The 18777-nt window shown below is 62.5% G+C and carries 12 protein-coding genes; 5 read left to right on the top strand and 7 right to left on the bottom strand.

Going from position 1 to position 18777, the window contains the following annotated elements; translation table 11 throughout:
- Positions 1-61 precede the first annotated feature (61 nt).
- The 7 genes from O3301_RS16395 to O3301_RS16365 all read right to left on the bottom strand — a co-directional run bounded on the left by O3301_RS16395 (position 62) and on the right by O3301_RS16365 (position 12770).
- Entirely contained in the window at positions 62-502 is a 441-nt protein-coding gene (locus O3301_RS16395; protein ID WP_305056882.1) for a hypothetical protein, read from the bottom strand.
- The gene (locus O3301_RS16390) at positions 502-5493 is read right to left on the bottom strand and encodes an RHS repeat-associated core domain-containing protein (RefSeq protein WP_305056881.1); all 4992 of its coding nucleotides are present in this window, start codon (positions 5491-5493) and stop codon (positions 502-504) included. Before O3301_RS16390 ends, O3301_RS16395 begins: the two co-directional genes overlap by 1 nt.
- Positions 5490-6788: a DUF2169 domain-containing protein gene (locus tag O3301_RS16385; protein WP_305056880.1), complete on the bottom strand. Its 1299-nt coding sequence runs from the start codon at positions 6786-6788 to the stop codon at positions 5490-5492. The genes O3301_RS16390 and O3301_RS16385 overlap by 4 nt, the downstream gene beginning before the upstream one ends.
- 2 nt (positions 6789-6790) lie before the next feature.
- Positions 6791-8947, bottom strand: coding sequence for a type VI secretion system Vgr family protein (locus O3301_RS16380; RefSeq protein WP_305056879.1), 2157 nt, complete (start codon positions 8945-8947; stop codon positions 6791-6793).
- Positions 8948-9009: 62 nt separating this feature from the next.
- Positions 9010-10050 (bottom strand): type VI secretion system baseplate subunit TssG, encoded by a 1041-nt coding sequence (gene tssG / locus O3301_RS16375; protein WP_305056878.1) that lies wholly within the window; start codon positions 10048-10050, stop codon positions 9010-9012.
- The gene (gene tssF, locus O3301_RS16370) at positions 10014-11879 is read right to left on the bottom strand and encodes a type VI secretion system baseplate subunit TssF (protein ID WP_305056877.1); all 1866 of its coding nucleotides are present in this window, start codon (positions 11877-11879) and stop codon (positions 10014-10016) included. Before tssF ends, tssG begins: the two co-directional genes overlap by 37 nt.
- A 78-nt stretch (positions 11880-11957) precedes the next feature.
- Positions 11958-12770 carry an outer envelope protein gene (locus O3301_RS16365; protein ID WP_081922859.1) on the bottom strand — a complete coding sequence of 271 codons (813 nt, stop codon included), beginning with the start codon at positions 12768-12770 and terminating at the stop codon, positions 11958-11960.
- 440 nt (positions 12771-13210) lie between these two features.
- Between O3301_RS16365 and O3301_RS16360 the strand changes: the two genes are divergently transcribed.
- From O3301_RS16360 to O3301_RS16340, 5 genes are all read left to right on the top strand, one after another.
- Entirely contained in the window at positions 13211-14725 is a 1515-nt protein-coding gene (locus O3301_RS16360) for an ABC transporter ATP-binding protein (RefSeq protein WP_305056876.1), read from the top strand.
- Complete coding sequence (locus tag O3301_RS16355) at positions 14718-15794, top strand: ABC transporter permease (protein ID WP_305056875.1); 1077 nt, start codon at positions 14718-14720, stop codon at positions 15792-15794. The genes O3301_RS16360 and O3301_RS16355 overlap by 8 nt, the downstream gene beginning before the upstream one ends.
- Positions 15787-16716 (top strand): ABC transporter permease, encoded by a 930-nt coding sequence (locus O3301_RS16350; protein ID WP_099665241.1) that lies wholly within the window; start codon positions 15787-15789, stop codon positions 16714-16716. The genes O3301_RS16355 and O3301_RS16350 overlap by 8 nt, the downstream gene beginning before the upstream one ends.
- A gap of 21 nt (positions 16717-16737) precedes the next feature.
- Positions 16738-17814 carry a BMP family ABC transporter substrate-binding protein gene (locus tag O3301_RS16345; RefSeq protein WP_099665240.1) on the top strand — a complete coding sequence of 359 codons (1077 nt, stop codon included), beginning with the start codon at positions 16738-16740 and terminating at the stop codon, positions 17812-17814.
- 121 nt (positions 17815-17935) lie between these two features.
- The gene (locus O3301_RS16340) at positions 17936-18772 is read left to right on the top strand and encodes an HDOD domain-containing protein (protein ID WP_077400451.1); all 837 of its coding nucleotides are present in this window, start codon (positions 17936-17938) and stop codon (positions 18770-18772) included.
- Positions 18773-18777: the final 5 nt, after the last annotated feature.

Here is an 18777-nt window from a genome sequence, read left to right as displayed (position 1 = left end):
AGGCGTTAAGTATGGTTCAGTGTGATATTCAAGTCAAATCAGTTTTTGATTTTTCAAAAAATCAAGGGTTCTTATAGTGCAAGACTGCCGTTGAAGAGGATGTCTTTATGTCATATGATAAATTAATGGTTCCCCATTGAAATATGAATTTAATTTCTGACATCCCTATTTCAAGTGGTTTTGTTTTTGTTATTTTCTCTAGAGTTATTGCAGTTTTTGTCGATTTTGCAGAGCATGGTTGTTTTTTATTTTTCTCGATGAAATTTATAGTTATTTTTTTTATTTCGCTACAGTTATATTCGATTGAAATAGATTCAATGAAGCATTTTTTGTAGTGTTCCATTGTTTCAATTCTATATATTGTGCTTTTTTTTATTTTGTGCCTCGATAAGTTGAGGAATTTCTCTCCTTCTGTTTTTGGAAATAATGATTCTTTATTTGGGATAAGGTTCCCTTCTATTTCTATGGAACCATTGAGAAAGTTTGTCCTGATATCCATCATTATTTGAGCCCAATATTTGAACCTTGCATGAGATTTATTTTGTCTGCCTCAGCTATAAACATTTGGCGACCACCGCCAGATCCGAATTGTCCATTCCGAAGAGCTCTTCCACTTGCCACGCAGATAGTATTAATAACAGTATATTGTCGAACTAATGTTCTGGGTGGGCGTCCATTCGGATCTGTCAGTGTACTCTGAACTTGAACTAAATCATGAAGTTTTTTATGGTTCCATCCTGCGGCAGCCAGTGTTTTTCCGTCAACGAAGTAGCTGGGGATGTTATTTCCTTGTGCCGGATGGTAAAGTGCATATATTGTTGTTCCTTTCTGTATAGCCATATTTTTATAGCTATCGACACCTATGTATGGATGGGTACCTTGCCACTTCCTAGCGGTGGCTGATGGATTTTTTCCTGCACAAGGATCGCATGAGGAATTTTTTTGACATTTTTTACTTAATCCTTGTGGATCAATCCAGAGTATAGGGTTTGGTGCATATTGGTAACTATTAAGTCCACCTAATAGTCCTATTGGATCTTGCGTCACATACCGAGCTACATCCGAGTCATAGTAGCGATACCGGTTATAAAACAGTCCCGTCTCTTGATCCTCATACTGCCCCTGAAACCGCAGCGGCTGTTCGATTTCTCCCTCGACTTGCAGCAAGCGCCCCCAGGCTTTGTAGCGCCCGCTCCAGACTACCTTCCCTTGCGCATCCGTCAGCTCGCGTGGCGTGCCCAGGTGGTCGCAGTGGTAGTGGGTGATGCGGTCGTGTGCTGCCGCGTCGCCGGCTGCTGCCTGGATACCTTGCCATGCCGATACATGATGCGCTTCAATGTCCGCCTGTTCTTGCGCAATGGCTGCCTGCAGTTCGACGTCGTGCCGGGTGGCGGGTAAATCCCACTGTGCGATGCGCGGCAGGTAGACCGCACTTGCCTGGCGGCAGGTTGGCGAACTGATCCTGGCCAGCGGCACGAAGCTGTCCGGCTCGTATAAATATGTGACCGTTTCTTCGTGTCCAAGTTCCTGCGCCAGCGTGTCACCGTCCCAGACGAAGAAGGTGGTGGCGGCGCTAGTGCGTGCGGGCTGGTCTTTGGTGATGTCCTGCCGATTGCTCCAGTGTGCTTCTTCTACCCGCTTGGCGATGCGGCGGCTGAAGGCGTCATAAAAATAGCGGGCGCGGTGGCGCGACTGGCGTTCTGTCCTGGTGGTGTGGCTGAGGCGGTTTTCGGCGTCGTATTCAAGCGCCAGGTCGCTCCACGTCGATTCCCTGCCCGGTGGATGGAAGCGCTTGCCGGTGGCGTTGCCTTGCTCGTCGTAGTCGTATTCCGTATCGCCGCAGCGTTGCAGGACGTTGCCGGCGGCGGGAGCCGTGTCGAGCAGATTGCCGGCCGGGTCGAAGGTGAAGTGTTCGGCCAGGCCCGCTTGCACGGCAGACAGCAATTGCCCGACGGGGTCATAGGCGTAGCGCAGATTGCCAAGCGGGCCGGTGGCCGTAGTACCCGTCTGCGAGATGGTGCGCAGGTTGCCCTGCGCATCGTATTCGAAGCGGCGTTCGCGCAACGGGCTGGACGCCTCGGCGCCGCGTGCCAGGGTCAGCTGGGTGAGCCGCGATTGCGGATCGTACTGGCGCGTGGCCAGCAAGCCGCTGCTGCCCAGCTGCCGCTGCTTTTCCCGGTGCAGCTTGTCGCGCTCCACGTCGACCACGGCCTTGCCTTGCCACAGCACGCCATGCCAGCGGCCGGAGCCGTAGCGTAGGGTATCGATGCGGCGTCCGTTCGGCAAGACCGTCTGGATGCGGTTGCCCAGTTCGTCATAGGCATGCGTCATGACAAAGCTGGCGTCCGGTACGCGCGGGGCGTTCGGCAACCGTGCCGTCTCTGGCAAGTCTTGCAGGAAGCAGGCGCTGCGCTCCTCGATCAGCTGGCCCAGCGCATCATGCATAAAGCGCTGTTCGGCTTGCGGGGAGGACACTGCCGTCAGGCGGCCCAGCGCATCGTAGGCGTAGCGCACCATGCCGTCCGCCGTGGTCTTGACTTGCAACAAACCGAGCGCGTCGCGCAGCAACTGCGTGCGCTGGCTGCCGCACTCGGTGGCGGTCAGGTTGCCGGCCTGGTCGTAACTGTATTCGGTGCGCTTGCCGTCGAAGCCTGTTTCCGACGTCAGCCAGCCTTCCGTGTGATACGCGAGCCGGTAGCTTTCGCCCTTGGCATTGATCAATTCCGTCAGTTGCAGCGCGCCATCGTAGCGATACTGCAAGGTCTGGCCGATGGCGTCCGTGCGTTCGACGGGCAAGCCCTGGCCGTTGTAGCGGTAGCGCGTTTGCTGACCGGCCGCATCCAGGTGCAGGAGCAGATTGCCGTCCCCATCGTAGGCGTATTGCTCCCAAGTTTGATCGGGCGCCGTGAGACGGATCAGCCGGCCCAGCGCGTCATAGGCATAGCGGGTGGCATGGCCCAGTGCATCGCGGGCTGTTGCCAGCCGCCCCAGTGCATCGTAGCGGTATTCGCTGGTGTGGCCGGAGCAATCCGTGTAGCTGGTCAGCGAGCCCTGGCGGTTGTACTGAAAATGCTTGCTGCCGCCCCTGGCGTCGATCAGTTCCACCAGTTGGCCGCGCTGGTCGTAGCGGTAGCGCGTGACGTGGCCCAGTGCATCCGTGATGCTGAAGGGACGGCCTGCCGCGTCGTATTCGCGCAAGGTGGTGTTGCCCAGCGCATCCGTGAAGGCGATAGGTTGATTTCCGGCATCGTATGCGATGCTGCTGCTGTGTCCCTTGGCATCGGTGCTGCGGGTCAGGTTGCCGGCAGCATCGTAGGCATAGCGCATGGCGGCGCCGTTGGCGTCGATATCGGCCAGCAGCATGCCGTCGCGGTCCCATTCGCGCCGGCCCAGCGAGGCGGTTTTGCCATTGATGACGCGGCGCACTTCGGTGACCAGCCAGTTGGCGTCGAAGGTGTATTCGAGGACGTCGCCGTTTTCCGTGACGCGGCTGGTGTCGTTGTCCACGTAGTCGATGCGTGTGTGCTCGCTGCCATCTTGGGCGCGCGTGGCGACGGCGCGCGCCTGGTAGCTGTTGGCCAGGGTGACGGGGAAACGTTCGACCAGCTCCTGCTCGCTCAAGGGGGAACCGCTCCAGCGGGCGCGCAGCGCGTCCAGGCTGATCCATTCCAGCTCGTAACTAAAACCCGTGTAGCTGCTGCACGACGTGAGCAAATGGTGACGATAGCTGTAGCAACGCGTGTCACCGAGCGCATTCGACTGGCTGATCAGGTTGTGGCGCGGCGCGAAGGGCGCCAGGGTATCGTTCGTCTCGACGGCATAGGCGTAGCGGACGTGGCAGAGGCGGCTGCCGTCTGGCAACACCTCGTCGACTCTTCCGATGTGGATGGCCTTTTCCGACTCCCCGCGCATGGCTTCGAGCACGCCGCCATCGTCGCTGCGCAGGCGCAGCACTACTTCGCCCGGTTTTGCATCGATCAACCGTTCGATGCCGATGCCGCGTCCATCGCGCCCTTCGCTACGCACGAGTGCAAAGCGTTGCGTGGCGACGGGAGCGGTCGGGGCCAGCATGGCGTTGACGCCGTCGTAGCCGTGCGGCAGCCAGCCGCCTTCAGCGTGCGCGTAGCGGTCGACGCTGCCGTCGCGCCACAGCACGGTAAAAGTGTCGGCGCCGTCGCGCGTGAGCGTAAAACCTTCCTTGCGGCTGTCGTACTGCTGGCCCGGTTTCAGGCCAGGCAGGCGCAGGGCGCGGCCGCTGTCATCGTGCAACACGATGCCCGCATCGCACAGCGACAGGCTGGTGGTGTAGGGCGTAGACCAGCGCGCGCCCAGCAAGCCCCAGTCCTCGCATTCGGCGCCGGAACGGTAGCCGCGCGTCCAGGCGATGGGGATGCTGCGTTCGAGCGCGAAATCCGTCTGGTACAGGATTTCCTGTCCCGTGCCGAAATGCACGGGCTTGCGGCCCTTGACGGGTTTTTTTGCGGGCCCGCTATCCTTGGGGCAGCAGTCGGAAGGCGGCTCCGATTTCGGTTCTTTCTTGCCACGGCTCTTGCCGTCGTCGCCGCCGTTTTTCGGGGGAGGTTTGTCGAGTTTTGGCGGTGGCTTGTCCGGCTTTTTGCCGACCAGCTTGTCCTTCACCTTGTTGATGGTCGGCGCCGCTTTTTTACCGAGGAACTTGCTCAGTATTTTTCCGCCGGGAATCTTGCTGAAGAGCGCCGTTTGCAGTAATGTGCCTGCCGCATTCGTGACGATGTCCGAGGCCGTATTGAGTAAATCAGGGGTCTTGCCTGTCAATATGTAATCGGCCGCCTGGTCGAGCACTGTGGCCGATGCATCCATGGCCGTGCCTGTCGCAACGGTCGCCGTGCCGGCCACAGCGCCCGCTGCCGCGCCCGCTTCCATCGCGGCGGCAGCGGGGGCGCCGACTCCCGTTGCCGCAACGCCCAGTCCGGCGACACCCAGCACGGCGCTGCCTGTCAGGACGGTACCGCCCACGTCTACCAGATCTTCGGCGGCGCCATGCATTTTCTTCGAACCATGATCCTTGTAATCCTGTGCCGCTTCCCGTATCGCCGCTCCCAGTTCCTTGAGCACGGGCTTGGCCGCTTCCGCGCCCCGTTCATAAATCTTGCCCACCGTATTGCGCGAATTCATCCATACTTCGCGCCCCATCTGCACCAGGCCGGCGCCGTTGGCGCGGTGGATGGGGCTGGCCACCTTGGTGTCGACCTGCTTGCCGACGGTGCCGCTCTTGACGCCGCCCGCCTTGCCGGCCGCGTCGCCCTTGACGGTGGGAATGGTGCTGCGCTGGTGCAGGATGACGGGCTCGCTGTGTGACTTGACGTTGGGCGAGGCGTTCTGTGCTTCCGAGAATTCGCCGATGATGTTGTAGGGAATAGGTGGCGTGCTGGAGCCGACGGGTGTCTTGCAAATATCAGGGCTGAGGCTGACGCAATAGAAGCGCGAAGCCTTGGTGACGGTTTCATTCGTCATGGTTTCTTGCCTTGCCCGGCGGCTTCGCCAAGCGCTTCCTGCGCTTGCTCCAGCAGTTCGATGCGCGCGATTTGCGCCGGCTCCATCACGTGCAGCAAGCGCGACGCGATCTGGCCCGCGTCGGCCGGCACGATGGCGCGCCACACCAGTTCCACGGTGCCTGCCTCGGGATCGACCAGCACCGTATCGATGGCCAGGCGCCAGACGAGCAACTGGTCGTTCTTGTCCGCCAGCAGCAAACACAGCACCTGCCGTGGCAGGGAGAAGCGCAGCACCGTGTTGCCGCGCGGGTCGATGCGGGCCGAGCGATGGTCGTGACGGCACAGATTGGTCAAGGTGAATTGTTCCAGTCCCGCCAGATGCGGGCATTGCTGGTCGGGCGGCGTGCTGTTCCAGTAGGCGAAATCGAAGTCTTCCGGCAGGGCGGGGATGTCGTCGGCATCCCATTGATCCTTGACGACGATGTTGCCGGCCAGCGCGCGGCGCGGCAGCCAGCCACGGCCGATAACGGCCAGCCCCGCCGGTGGCGGCAGTTCCTTGCCGCCGGCGCCTTGCCAGAACTGGGCGGCCGTGCACGGCAGCGATGGCTGCGTGATACGGGGCGCGGCCACCTCATCGATATGTTTTCCATCCAGGTACCAGTGCCGCGCGAAACCGCGTCCCAGGGGATTGGCCTGGCAGGAGTCGTGCGCCGCCGCGTTGCAGTCATCGGCCTCGATGCGGCATTGCCCGCCGTACGCGTAGCTGTAGTGCAGCGGCAATTGCAGGAACGCTACCGGTGCAGATAGCTGCCACGGATTGGGCCGCAGCAAGCCCACGGTGGCGATGCGGGCGCAGCCTTGCACCAGGCGCGTGAGGACGGCTTTCTTGCGGAAGGCGCGTTCGCCGCACACTTGCAGGGTCTTGTCGATCAGGGTCCTCTTTTCCGACTGCACCTTCAGGTTGATGAGAAATTGCGGCATCGCCTGGCCGCGCGGCGCGTGCGCCACGCCATTGACGATCACGTCGCAGCGCGGTTTATAGGGCGCGAAGTCGCTTTCCTGCACGGTGCCCGCCTGCGTGTCGTCGTCCAGGTGCAGGTCTTGCGTGGCCAGCGGCGACTGGCGCGCCATGGGCAGCAGGCTGGCCAGGCCGTCCGCGCCGCAGGGGCCAAGCGTGTAGCCCATGCGCGCCACCACCACATGGAAGGCCTCGCCAAACTGGTCGAGCATGTCGAACTGGCTGGCCGCGTGCGGCGTGCGGTTGTCGAACAGCAGGTTGGGAATATCGAAATGGGCTGTGCCGGCGTCGTTCATCGTCAGCCCGGGTTGTTGTCGATGTCATCGCCATGGATCTGTACCTTCGATCTGCCGCGGATGATGATTTCATCGGCAACAAGTTCGATGCGACCCGGCGTGATGGTGATGCTGGACGTGCCCACCGTCATCGTGTGCGAGTCGGCGGCTGTGAGTGTGCTGTCGGCGCCGACGATGACACTTTTCGCCAGGCCGATCTGCTCGGCCTGCGCCAGCACCACGGTGGTGTTCATGGCGCCGATGACGGTGGTCTGGTAGGCGGCGCCGATGGTCAGCACCTTGGCCAGGCCGATGGTTTCGTCCTTGGCCAGGGTCACCCGTTCCGAGCGGTGGCCGTCGATCTGCACCTGCTCGTTGCCGCCCACGTGTTCGCGGCGGTTGTCGCCGATGTCGATGTGTTCGTCATGGTCGACGCGCTCACGGCGGTTGTTGTGCACGGTGATGTCTTCATCGTGGTCCACCGTTTCCGTGCGGTCGCGCTTGACGTGCACGGTTTCATCGCGGTCGACGGTTTTGCGCCGGTCATTGCCCACCCAGTGCGATTCGTCATGCTCGACTTCGATGCGCTGGTCTTTTTCCGCATGCAGCCACAGCTCTTCCGCATCCTTGCGGTCTTCGAAGCGCAAGGCGTTGGCGTGCGCGGTCGAACCTTTCTTTGAGGAACGGCTCAGCATGCCGCTCTGCGTCTTGTTCGCCGGTAGCTCCCACGGCGGCATGTTGCGCGCGTTGTAGACGCAGCCGATGATGAGGGGCATGGCGACGTTACCGTCGAGAAATTGCACGGCCACTTCCATGCCCACCCTGGGCAGGCTGATGTGGCCGAAATTCGGGCCGGCCCAGTTCGATATCACCCTTATCCACGGCGAACTCTTGTCGTCGAAGGTACCCAGGCGGTCCCAGTGGAATTGCACCTTCACGCGCCCGTAGCCGTCCGTGTGGATTTCCTCGCCGGGCGGCCCGACGACGGTGGCCGTCTGCACGCCGTAGATCTTCGGTTCGCGGCTATGGAAATTGCGGCCGGGGCGCCAGGGGATGGCGCGGGCGATGCAGGTAAAGGTGTTGCTGTAGTGCGAAGTGGCGCCATGTCCTTGCTGATAATTGTTGCTGGCGTAGTGGTGCACGGACAGGATCAGGTATTCGCTGGCTGCGCTGTCGAAATGCCCGCCCAGGGTGAACCAGCGCCCTGGTTGCGCTGTGCGATCGTTGCCTTGCGCCTCGAACAGCTGTCCCTGGGCGTCGCGCTCTTCCATGCGGCGCCGGGCCAGCTGTTCGCCATCGTCGATGTTTTTAAAACCGTAGCTGCCCGTGTTTTCATATACTTCCAGCGATGGCACGGCGCCCTGCCGGTTCAGCGAGTCGCGGCTGGCGCGGGCGCTGCGCGGGTTCTTGAAATTGAAGCTGGCCACCGTCATCTGGCTTGGCGCCATGCGCCGCACGGTGCTCCATTGATGCACGCCATCGTCTTCCAGGGAGCCGGCCTGATGCTGGAAGGGGATTTCACTCAGCTCTCCATCGATGGGCTTGCCGGTGGTGCTGTCGTCGGACAGCCACAAGGTGTGGCCGTCAAGGCGGTGTTCGTAGCGGTAGTGCCAGCCCAGCTGTTCCCAGTGGCGGTGCAACAGGTTGTGGTCGCTCTCGTTGTGCTGGCACGTGTAGGTGATGGCGGGATCCGGGCCGCCGGCGGCCAGCTTGTAGTCGCGCATCAGGTAATCATCGAAGACCTTGTCCGTCAGCGCCGCCACCGTCAAGCCGTGGAAGGCGACATTGTTTTGGCGCAAGTGCAGGTGCGACAGCCACGGTTCCAGCACCATCTCGTAAAACGCGAAACCGCCGTCCGTGCGCAGGAAGCGAAATTCAAATACGTAGCCATTGAAGTAGCGCAAGGTGCCGTCTTCGCGCACCAGGTCGACGGTCACCATCTTGCCCATCACTTTGTCGAGCGCGATGGCGGCGTCGTCGGACAGCACTTCCACCACATAGGAAAAGTCGCGCGACAGGCTTTCGCTCGCGGCCAGACTGTTGGCCAGAAACTGGATACCGGCGGGCCCATCGCCCTGCGGAAAGTGCAGGCGCAGCAGGCGCTGGCCCTGCATGTCGCCCGTTATTGCCGTCCATGCCGCCGTCGTATCGGGGAACTGGCTCATCGTGCATCGCTTCACGGTAGGGATCGTTGGCCGACTGTAGCAATAGCGAACACAAGCGTTTTGCGCGGCCGCAAGGTTCAATCGTTGAATGAGGGCATCAATTGCATTTCGTAGTGCATGTCATCGCGGTGGCGTGGCGCTGCCGTATCGCCGAGGAAACTGTTGCAACCGAGGCCGCCTTGTGGCGCGGCCGTCAGCGCCATGCCCCGCACCTCGCTGGCGCGCAGCACCAGCACGATGTCGTAGCGCACGAGCGGCTGGCCGAACAGCATCAGTATTTGGCGCAGCGCCTGGCTGGCCGGGGCACGGGGCAGGAAGCTGGCGTGCTGCTGCGCCGTGAGCGGACCGAGGCGCAGGCGCACGGCCAGGTCGGGACGGCGGCAGCGCGCGCCGACGAGAGCGCGCTGGCCCAGCACGGCGTTTTCCCTGCCCAGCGCCGTTTGTTCGCGCGGCGTCAGTACATCCATGGCGCCCGTCGCCTCGTCGATGTGGCAGGGCACGCCGAAATGGTCGCCGAGGATGCGCGCCATGACGATGGACGAGACGTCGTGCTGCTGGAGCAAGCCGCTGTACAGGCCGGCCGCCGCCTCGTCCTGGCCCGGGCGGCAAGCGGCCAGGGCCAGCAGGCGCGACAGGAAGTCCTTGGCATGGCCGGCTTGTTCGATGCGGTATTTTTGCCAGGCCTGGTAAAACAGGGCGATGGCGCGGCTGGAAAACAGGTCGAGAAAAGCGCGCGGGCCATTCTCGCGTTCGCTATGCTGGTGCGCGGCGATGCGCTCCGAATAGTGGCTGGGCAAGCTGCCCTGGCAACCCAGCAGGCCCATGAAGGCGGGCGTGAGGTGGATGGGCTGGCCGTGACCGGACAGCAGCGCTTGCAGCAGGGTATCGGCATCGGCTATGCCGCCGGTCGTGAGCGCCTCGACCTGGCTGGCGGGAAAGCGCAGCGAGACGCTATTGTCGAAGCGCACGAACTTTGTCAGCGCCGTGTGCTCGTCGACGCCGTGTGCGGCCAGCCACGCCAGCAGCAGGCGCAGTGCCTGGAAGCACTCGAAGCGCTGCGGCGCGTCGAGCAATTGCTGGATCACGCTGGCGTGGCGTCGGCGCTGCGTTCCGGGCATCGCAGGATTTCCTCGCCGCTGCGTTGGGACCGCAGCGTCAGTTGGCTAAAGCAGTTGAGCTGGCTGTTCAGGGCGAAATAGCGCTGCAGCACCTGGGCAAAAATATAGATGCTGCTGCCGACGAAAGCTTGCTCGTCGATGTCCAGGCGGATGGCGATGCCGGGCATCAGCGTGGGAAACGGTACGGTGGGCATCCACGCGCGCGTGCTGCCGTGCTCAAGCGTGACGATGCCCTGGATCAGGCGCTGCGTGGCGGGCGAGCGAGGCAGGTCGTACAGACTGAGCATTTTCTGGAATTCGCCCAGGCCCGCTTGCGTCAGGCTCGAGTAATTGAGCGACAGGTGTGCAATCAGGCGCCAGTGCGTGTCCGCCTGAAAGCGCATGCTCGGTGACGGTTTGCGCAGGAAGCGTGCGGGGATGCCGTCGGGCACGTCTTCGGCCAGCAGGTCGCCGCCGGGCAAGCCGTAATGCAACTGCACGGGCAAGTCGCGGTTGCTGCACAGCAGCTGCGTCGAGACGGTGGCGCTGGCCGGGCTGTCCGGGAAGAATTGCGGGTCGATCAGGCTCAGGCGCATTTCATGGCCGGGGCTGATGGCGGCCACGGCTTCGTCGCGGCGCGCCAGCCAGTATTGACCATACTCCTGGCCACGCTCCTGGTCATATTCGGCCTGGGCGCCTTGCAGCGAGGCATACAGCGGCAGGAAGGCGCTCAGGCGATCGCCGGCCTGATCCTTGCGCACCACGGTGACGGCTTCGATGCTGTGGATGTCGTAGGCAAACGCATGCGTGGCATCGGCCACCAGGGCGTAGTCGGGCTCGGTATGCGTGAGGCGGATCGGCACGCCGGACTTGGCAAACAGGTTGACGACGGGCGTGCAGCCGAGCAGCAGGTTGTCGCGGCTGGCGCCGGACAAGAGCCGCGCTTCGTGGCTGTCGCTGCGCACGCCCTTGAGCGGCAGGTGCAAGGTGAACTGGCGGCACTGTTTCGGCAACAGCGGTGCCAGCAGCGACCATCCGATATCGATGAAGTGAAATTTTTCCGGAAAGGCAAAGTATTCGGTCAGCAGGCGCAGGGCCGGGTGTGAACGGGCGGAAATGGGAATCAGCGCCTCGTCGTCCGCATAGCCGGCCGGCGCCAGCAAGGTACCGGCGACGGCTTGCCACGGCCCGTGTTCGTCCAGCGCCACGTAGGCGCCCGCGCCGTGCAGGAACAGGGCGTCGAGCAGGGCCGCGCGGACGGATGGTTCGCCATCGGCAAACAGGCGCAGGCTGGAAAAGCCGGCCTGATCCAGGTGGTACTGCTCGCTGCTGCTGGTGAACTGAATGCTCAGCAAGGCGCTGGCGCCGGCGGGCAGGCGCAGGCCGGGCGGCGCGTCGAGGAGCGGTGAAAAATGCAGGCGAGAAATGGTCAGCGGCGCCAGGGTCACGTCATACGCGCTGGTGAACTTGCAAGCCACGCCTTGCACCGGCTGCGAGCGCAGCACCGTGCCGCGCGCCACATGCGCAAGCTGGGCCAGTTGGCCGCGGCCCGGCGCTTCGTCGGCGGCGATGCGCACGATGGAGCACGAGGGAAACGGCCGCAGATAGTGCGGGTACAGGGTTTCGAGCAGGGAATGGGTAAATTGCGGATAGGCGTCGTCGAGGCGCTTGGCGACCCTGGCCGTGAGCAGGGCGACGGACTGGATCAGGCGCTCGATGTGCGGGTCTTCGCACGTCTCGCCGGCGATCAGCAGGCGCCCGGCCGCCTTTGGATAGCGGCTGGAAAACTCGCGCGTGTACTGGCGGAACAGGCCCAGTTCACGCTCGTAATACGGCAATAGTTGTTCCACGGTCGCGCTCTCCGCCAGCAGGAAAGCTCCATGCTGGCATCAGGCGCGACTGTGTGTGTTGATGCGTAACAATGAATTTTAGAAATGGTACTCCGCGCGTATCATCGGCGTCTTCGCCGTCTGGCCCACGTTGCCCGTGGTGGCGGGCGAGTTGCCGAACTTGTTCTTCCAGTACTGGTATTCCAGGCCCACGCGGAAGGTGTTCTTGGCGCTGCCCAGGGCTGCGCCCACGTCGAACATCACTTGCATGTCGATATTCGTTTCCACCGCCGTCTTGCGCCCCACTTCATCGTTGCCTTTTGAATCGATGAGATTGAAGAATCCCTCGAACGAGAACAGCGGCGACAGGGGGATGCCCCAGGCGCCCGTCAGCATGGCGTGCGTTTTGTACGTGTAGCGGCCCGTCACTTGCGAGATGGGCGGGAAGGCGCCGCTGGGGGCGTTGCTTTCGCGCAGCAACAGCAGGCTGGTGTTGAAGAAGCCGGGCACGTCCCACATCAGGGTGGGGCCGGCCACCAGCATGCGCTTGCGCGAGTTGTAGCCGACGTCATTTTTCGTGTTGACGTCGAAGCCCAGGGTGACGCCGACGCCGCGCACGGGGCCGAACTTGATGTCGCTGCCGCGCACCTTGCCGATGTCGATGGTGTTGCGGTAGACCAGGTACGCCTCTTGCGCGCCGGAGGTTTTACCGAGTGCGCCAGGGTCCTTGCTGTCGGACATGAGGAAATCGAGGTTGACGAAGTTGCTGCCGTATTTGTAGCCGCTGGCGTGTGTGATGGCAAAGATGTTTTTCTTGATGTCGTCCGGATTGAACGGCTCGCGGTAGTCATTGCCGGCGCGCCAGCTCAGCGCGGTATCGCTCCATTCGGCAGCCTGGGCGGTCGCGCCCATGCCCAGGGTGGTAGTGAGGCAGAGCAACAGACACGGTATGGTTTTTGGCACTTTCGGCTCCTGATGGCGGTGTTGGAAAACGGGAAATGAAATAGCAGGGGGCGTAGCCCGCATGAAGCGCTGCGATGGGGCATATTGCGCGCCGTTCAATCCATGATGCGAGAAGCGCCGCGTCGGGCGATATGTCTTGGCTGCATACTTACTATCAGTTCTTGCATATAATCATCGCACCTTCTTACCCTTGCGGGGCAAGGCGGCCGCTGTAAAGCTGATAATTTTTTTCAAAATTGTATACAGGTGTTGTTTTTTTGTGGAAATAGAAATGCGCGCCGCCGCGCCATCCCCCAAGCGCCGCGGATGCCGATACGATAGAGACAAGAGCTTGAATTTCTCCACCGGCGACGATGCCGGCGACCTTGCAGCGAGGCACGAAAAAAACAATGACGGCACGCCTGGAATTACTCGATATCAGCAAGCGCTATCCGGCCGTGGTGGCCAATGACGGCATCTGCCTCACCGTCGCGCCCGGACAAATCCACGCCGTGCTCGGCGAAAACGGCGCCGGCAAATCGACCTTGATGAAAATCATCTACGGCGCCGTGCAACCGGACGGCGGCCGCATCCTGTGGAATGGCCGTGAAGTGGAAATCGCCAACCCGTCAGCCGCGCGCGCGCTCGGTATCGCCATGGTGTTCCAGCACTTTTCCCTGTTCGACACTTTGACGGTGGCGGAAAACATCGCCCTCGGCTTGCCGGCCGGTACCAACATGGCGGAGCTGGCGCAGCGCATCGAAGCGACGGCGCGCCAGTACGGCCTGGACCTGGAACCGCAGCGCCACGTGCACACGCTTTCCGTCGGCGAATGCCAGCGCGTGGAAATCGTGCGCGCCCTGCTGGCCAAGCCGCAACTGCTGATCCTCGATGAACCGACGTCCGTGCTGACGCCGGGCGCCGTGGAAAAACTGTTTACCACCTTGCGCCAGCTGGCGGCCGAAGGCTGCAGCATCCTGTACATCAGCCACAAGCTCGACGAGATCCGCGCCCTGTGCCACACGTGTACGGTGGTGCGCGCCGGCAAGAACGCGGGCGTGTGCGACCCCTCGCAAGAGTCGGCGGCCAGCCTGTCGCGCATGATGATCGGCGCCGAGCCGCCCGCCGTCACGCGCGTGGCGCGCACGCCGGGTGCGGTCATGCTGAGCGTGCGGCAGCTGGACCTGCCGAAGAGCCACCCGTTCGCCACGCAATTGACGGATATCAATTTCGACGTGCGCGCGGGAGAAATTGTCGGCATCGCGGGCGTGTCCGGCAATGGCCAGCAGGAATTGCTGGCCGCGTTGTCGGGCGAGGACATGCGCGCGGCCGCCGGCAGCATCGTGCTGAACGGCACGCCGGCGGGACGCTTGCCGCCGGGACGCCGGCGCGCCCTGGGTTTCGGCTTCGTGCCGGAGGAAAGGCTGGGACGGGGCGCCGTACCCGACATGGGGCTGGCCGACAACGTGCTGCTGAGCTTGCAGACACCCGCCACCATCCGCCACGGCTTCGTGCGCCACAAGGTCATCGCGCAGCGGGCAGCCGCCATCATCGCCCGCTTCCAGGTGAAGGCGGGCGGGCCGCAGGCGCTGGCGCGCAGCTTGTCGGGCGGCAACTTGCAGAAATATATAGTCGGACGCGAAGTCATGCGCGAGCCCACCGTGCTGGTGGTGGCGCAGCCGACCTGGGGCGTGGACGTGGGCGCGGCCGCGCAAATCCGCGCGGAATTGCTGGCGCTGCGCGATGCGGGCTGCGCGCTGCTGGTCGTGTCGGAGGAACTCGATGAATTGTTCGACATCAGCGACCGCTTGCTGGTGATGGCAAAGGGAAAGATCTCACCGTCGCTCGACGTGGGCGAAGCCAGCGTGGCGCAGGTGGGGCAATGGATGAGCGGGCTGTGGCCGCAGGAGGCAGCCCATGGCTAAGTTTGCCTTGCGGCTGGAAGCCCGTCCCACACCGTCGCGGTTGATGTCGTGGCTGTCGCCCGTGCTGGCCGTGCTGCTCACGGTGCTATGCGGCGCGCTGTTGTTTCTTGCGCTGGGACACGATCCGCTGGCCGGTCTTGCCGTCTTCTTCGTGGAACCCTTGCGCGACGCGCACGGCTGGTCCGAGCTGGGCATCAAGGTGGCGCCCCTGCTCTTGATCGCCGTGGGCCTGGCCATCTGCTTTCGCGCCAACATCTATAACATCGGCGCGGAAGGGCAGCTGACCCTGGGCGCCATCTGCGGCGGCGCGGCCGCCCTGTACCTCGATGACGGCGTGGGCGGCGCGGCCATCATCGGCGTGTCCTTGCTGGCCGGCATGGCCGGCGGCATGGTGTGGGCTGGCCTGGTGGCCTGGCTGCGCGACCGCTACAACGCCAGCGAAATCCTCGTCTCGCTGATGCTGGTCTACATCGCCCAATTGCTGCTCAGTTATCTCGTGTATGGCGTGCTGCGTGACCCGGAAGGGTTTAATTTTCCCCAGTCGAAACTGCTGTCCGACGGCTTGCTGTTGCCGATGATCGTGACGGATACGCGCTTGCACATCGGCATCGTGTTCGCCTTGCTGGCCTCGCTGGGCGGCTGGCTGTATCTGTCGCGCAGCATTTCGGGTTTCCGCCTGCGCGTGGGCGGCATGGCGCCGGCCGCCGCCCGCTATGCGGGTTTTTCCTCGCGCAAGACCTTGTGGTCATCGCTGCTGATCTGCGGCGCCCTGTCCGGCCTGGCGGGCGCCTGCGAAGTGCTGGGGCCGATGGGGCAGTTGACGCCCACGGTGTCGCCCGGCTATGGCTTTGCCGCCATCATCGTCGCCTTCGTGGGGCGGCTGCATCCTGTGGGCGTGATTTTTTCCAGCTTCGTCATGGCCCTGTTTTATATCGGCGGCGAACTGGCGCAATCACGTCTCGGCTTGCCCAGCGCGATCACGGGCGTGTTCCAGGGCATCTTGCTGTTCGCCTTGCTTGCTTGCGACGTGCTGATCCAATACAAACTGCGCTGGAGGAAACATGGATAACCTGGCTTTCACCATCGCGCCCCTGATCGCCGCCAGCATCAATGCGGGCACGCCGCTGATGTTGGCCGCCCTCGGTTTATTGGTGAATGAAAAGGCGGGCGTGGTGAACCTGGGCGCGGAAGGCATGATGCTGGTCTCCGCCATCACGGGCTTTGCCGTGGCCGTCAACACAGGCAGTCCCACCCTGGGCTTTCTCGCGGGGGCGGGCGCCAGCATGCTGCTGTCCGGCTTCTTTGCCTGGCTGACCGTATGGCTGGGCACGAACCAGTACGCGACGGGCCTGGCCCTGTCTCTGTTCGGCGCGGGCGCATCCACGTATATCGGCTTGAAGTATGTGGGCAACAGCCTGCAGAATGGCCGCTTCGGCATCCCTTACCTGGAAGACATTCCTGTGCTGGGGCCGGCCCTGTTCCGCCAGCATGCGATGGTGTATCTGTCCTTGCTGCTGTGCGTGGCCATCGCCTGGTTCCTGTACCGCACGCGGGCGGGCCTCGTGCTGCGCGCCGTGGGCGAGTCGCCCGCTTCCGCGCATGCGCTCGGCTATCCCGTGCGGCGCATCCGCCTGGCGGCCGTGCTGTTCGGCGGCGCCTGCTGCGGCCTGGCCGGCGCCTTTTTGTCGCTCGTCTACACGCCCCTGTGGGTCGAGGGCATGGTGGCGGGGCGGGGCTGGATCGCGCTGGCGCTGACCACCTTTGCCACCTGGCGCCCGGCGCGCGTGGTCGGCGGCGCCTACCTGTTCGGCGGCATCACGATATTGACCTTTCACGCGCAGGCGCTGGGCGTGCCCATCGCGTCGCAACTGCTGTCGATGCTGCCTTACCTGGCGGCCATCGTCGTGCTGGTGCTTATTTCCAGCAATGCCAATTACATCAAGCTCAACATGCCCGCTTCGTTGGGGAAAAATTTCAATCCTGGAAATTAATCACTCACCACAAGGAAAACCATGTCCAAGAAACTAGTATGCGCCGCCGTTTGCAGTGCTGTTTTGATGCCCGTCATGGCCGCCGCTCCCGCGACGGCGCCGCTGAATGTCGGCTTCGTGTATATCAGCCCCATCGGCGACGCGGGCTGGACCACCCAGCATGACCTGGCCCGCAAGGAAATGGAAAAGGCGCTGGGCAGCAAGATCACCACCAAGTATGTGGAAAACGTGCCGGAGAGCGCCGATGCGGAACGGGTGATCCGCGACCTGGCGCAAACGGGCAGCAAGCTCGTCATCACGACTTCGTTCGGCTACATGAATCCCACCTTGAAAGTGGCGAAGCAATTTCCTAATGTGAAGTTCATCCACCTGACTGGCTACAAGACCGCCGTCAACGTGGCCAACACGAATGCGCGTTTTTATGAAGGCCGCTACCTGGCAGGCGTGTTGGCGGGCAAGATGAGCAAGACCCATGTGGCTGGTTATGTGGCGGCGTTCCCGATCCCCGAAGTGTTGCAGGGAGTGAACGCTTTCACGCGCGGCATGCGCAGCGTCGACCCCAAGGCGGAAGTGAAAGTGGTGTGGGTGAATAGCTGGTTCGACCCGGGCAAGGAGCGCGACGCGGCCATCACGCTAATCGGCCAGGGCGCCGACGTGGTCACCCACCACACGGACTCGACCGCCGTGGTGCAAGCGGCGGAAGAGAAGGGCAAGTATGCGATCGCCTACCATTCGGACATGAAAAAGTACGGTCCGAAGGCGCAGCTGGCCGCCGTCACCCACCATTGGGGCGACTACTATACGAAGCAGGCGCAAGCCGTGCTGGACGGCACGTGGAAGTCCAGCAGCACCTGGGGCGGCATCAAGGATGGCATGGTCAAGCTGGAAGGCATCAACGCCGCCGTGCCCGCCGATGTGAAACAGTTTGTATTGGCGCGCGAGAAAGACTTGGTAGCTGGCAAGCTCAATCCTTTCAGCGCGCCGATCAAGGATAACGATGGCAAAGTGCGCCTGGACAAAGGCGTGCTGGACGATGCAGCGCTGACGAAGATGGATTATTTTGTCGAAGGCGTGGCAGGGAAAGTTTCCGGAAAGTAATAGGTTTGAGTATAAACTTGCTGTAATATTGCCGGAAACGGGAGCAGGGCCGGGGATACATGCGCGTTCCCGGCCCACCCACAGAGCAGAGCTTGAACAAGCCCGTACCGGAGATTGACCCATGGATAGACTGGAAGTATTCAAGATTATCGCGCTGCAAGCGAGCAAGGGCGAGCTGACGTTCCCCGCCAACGTCAAGGCTACCTTGAAGCTGCAGGAAGCGCTGGACGACCCCGATTGCCATATCGAAGCGGCCGCCCGCATGGTCATGGCCGAGCCGCTGTTGTCGGCCAGGGTCGTGGCCTTGGCCAACTCGGCCGCCTACAACCGTTCCGGCAATGAAATCGCCAACGTGCGCGCGGCCGTCTCGCGCCTGGGCTTTGCCACGTTAAAGTCGATGGTGGCGTCCGTCATCGTGCGCCAGCTGGGCAGCCAGATCACGGACCCGCAATTGCGCGCCAAGGCGGCCAAGCTGTGGGAACACACGGCCCACGTGGCCGCGCTGAGCCAGGTGATCGCGCGGAAAGTCACGCATGTCGATGTGGAAACGGCCATGTTCGCCGCCATCGTGCATGAAGTGGGCGGCTTTTATCTGCTGTCGCGCGCCGAGGAATATCCGGGTTTGCTGGACGACAATACCGAAGACTGGATTGAATACGGCGAAAAGCTGATCGGCCGCGGCGTGCTGCGCCAGCTGCAAGTACCGGACATGGTCTTGCAGGCCGTGGAAGGCATGTGGCACGGCGGCAGCCCGTTCCCGCCCCGCACCTTGGGCGCGACCCTGGTGCTGGCCAACGATCTGTCGCCTGTCGGCTCGCCCCTGCATCCGCCGGAAAGCGCCGCGCGGCGCCAGGCGGCCGCGAAGATCGACTTCGGCATCGGCGGCAGCACCTTGCACACCATCCTCGACGAATCGGCGGAAGAGATCGAATCGCTGGCGGCGGCCTTGCTCGTGTAATTGCT

Origin of the sequence: Janthinobacterium sp. SUN211 (assembly GCF_030587315.1) — a bacterium.
In the GTDB taxonomy this organism is placed as follows: Bacteria; Pseudomonadota; Gammaproteobacteria; order Burkholderiales; family Burkholderiaceae_D; genus Janthinobacterium; species Janthinobacterium kumbetense.
This window is presented reverse-complemented; position numbering and strand designations above follow the sequence as displayed.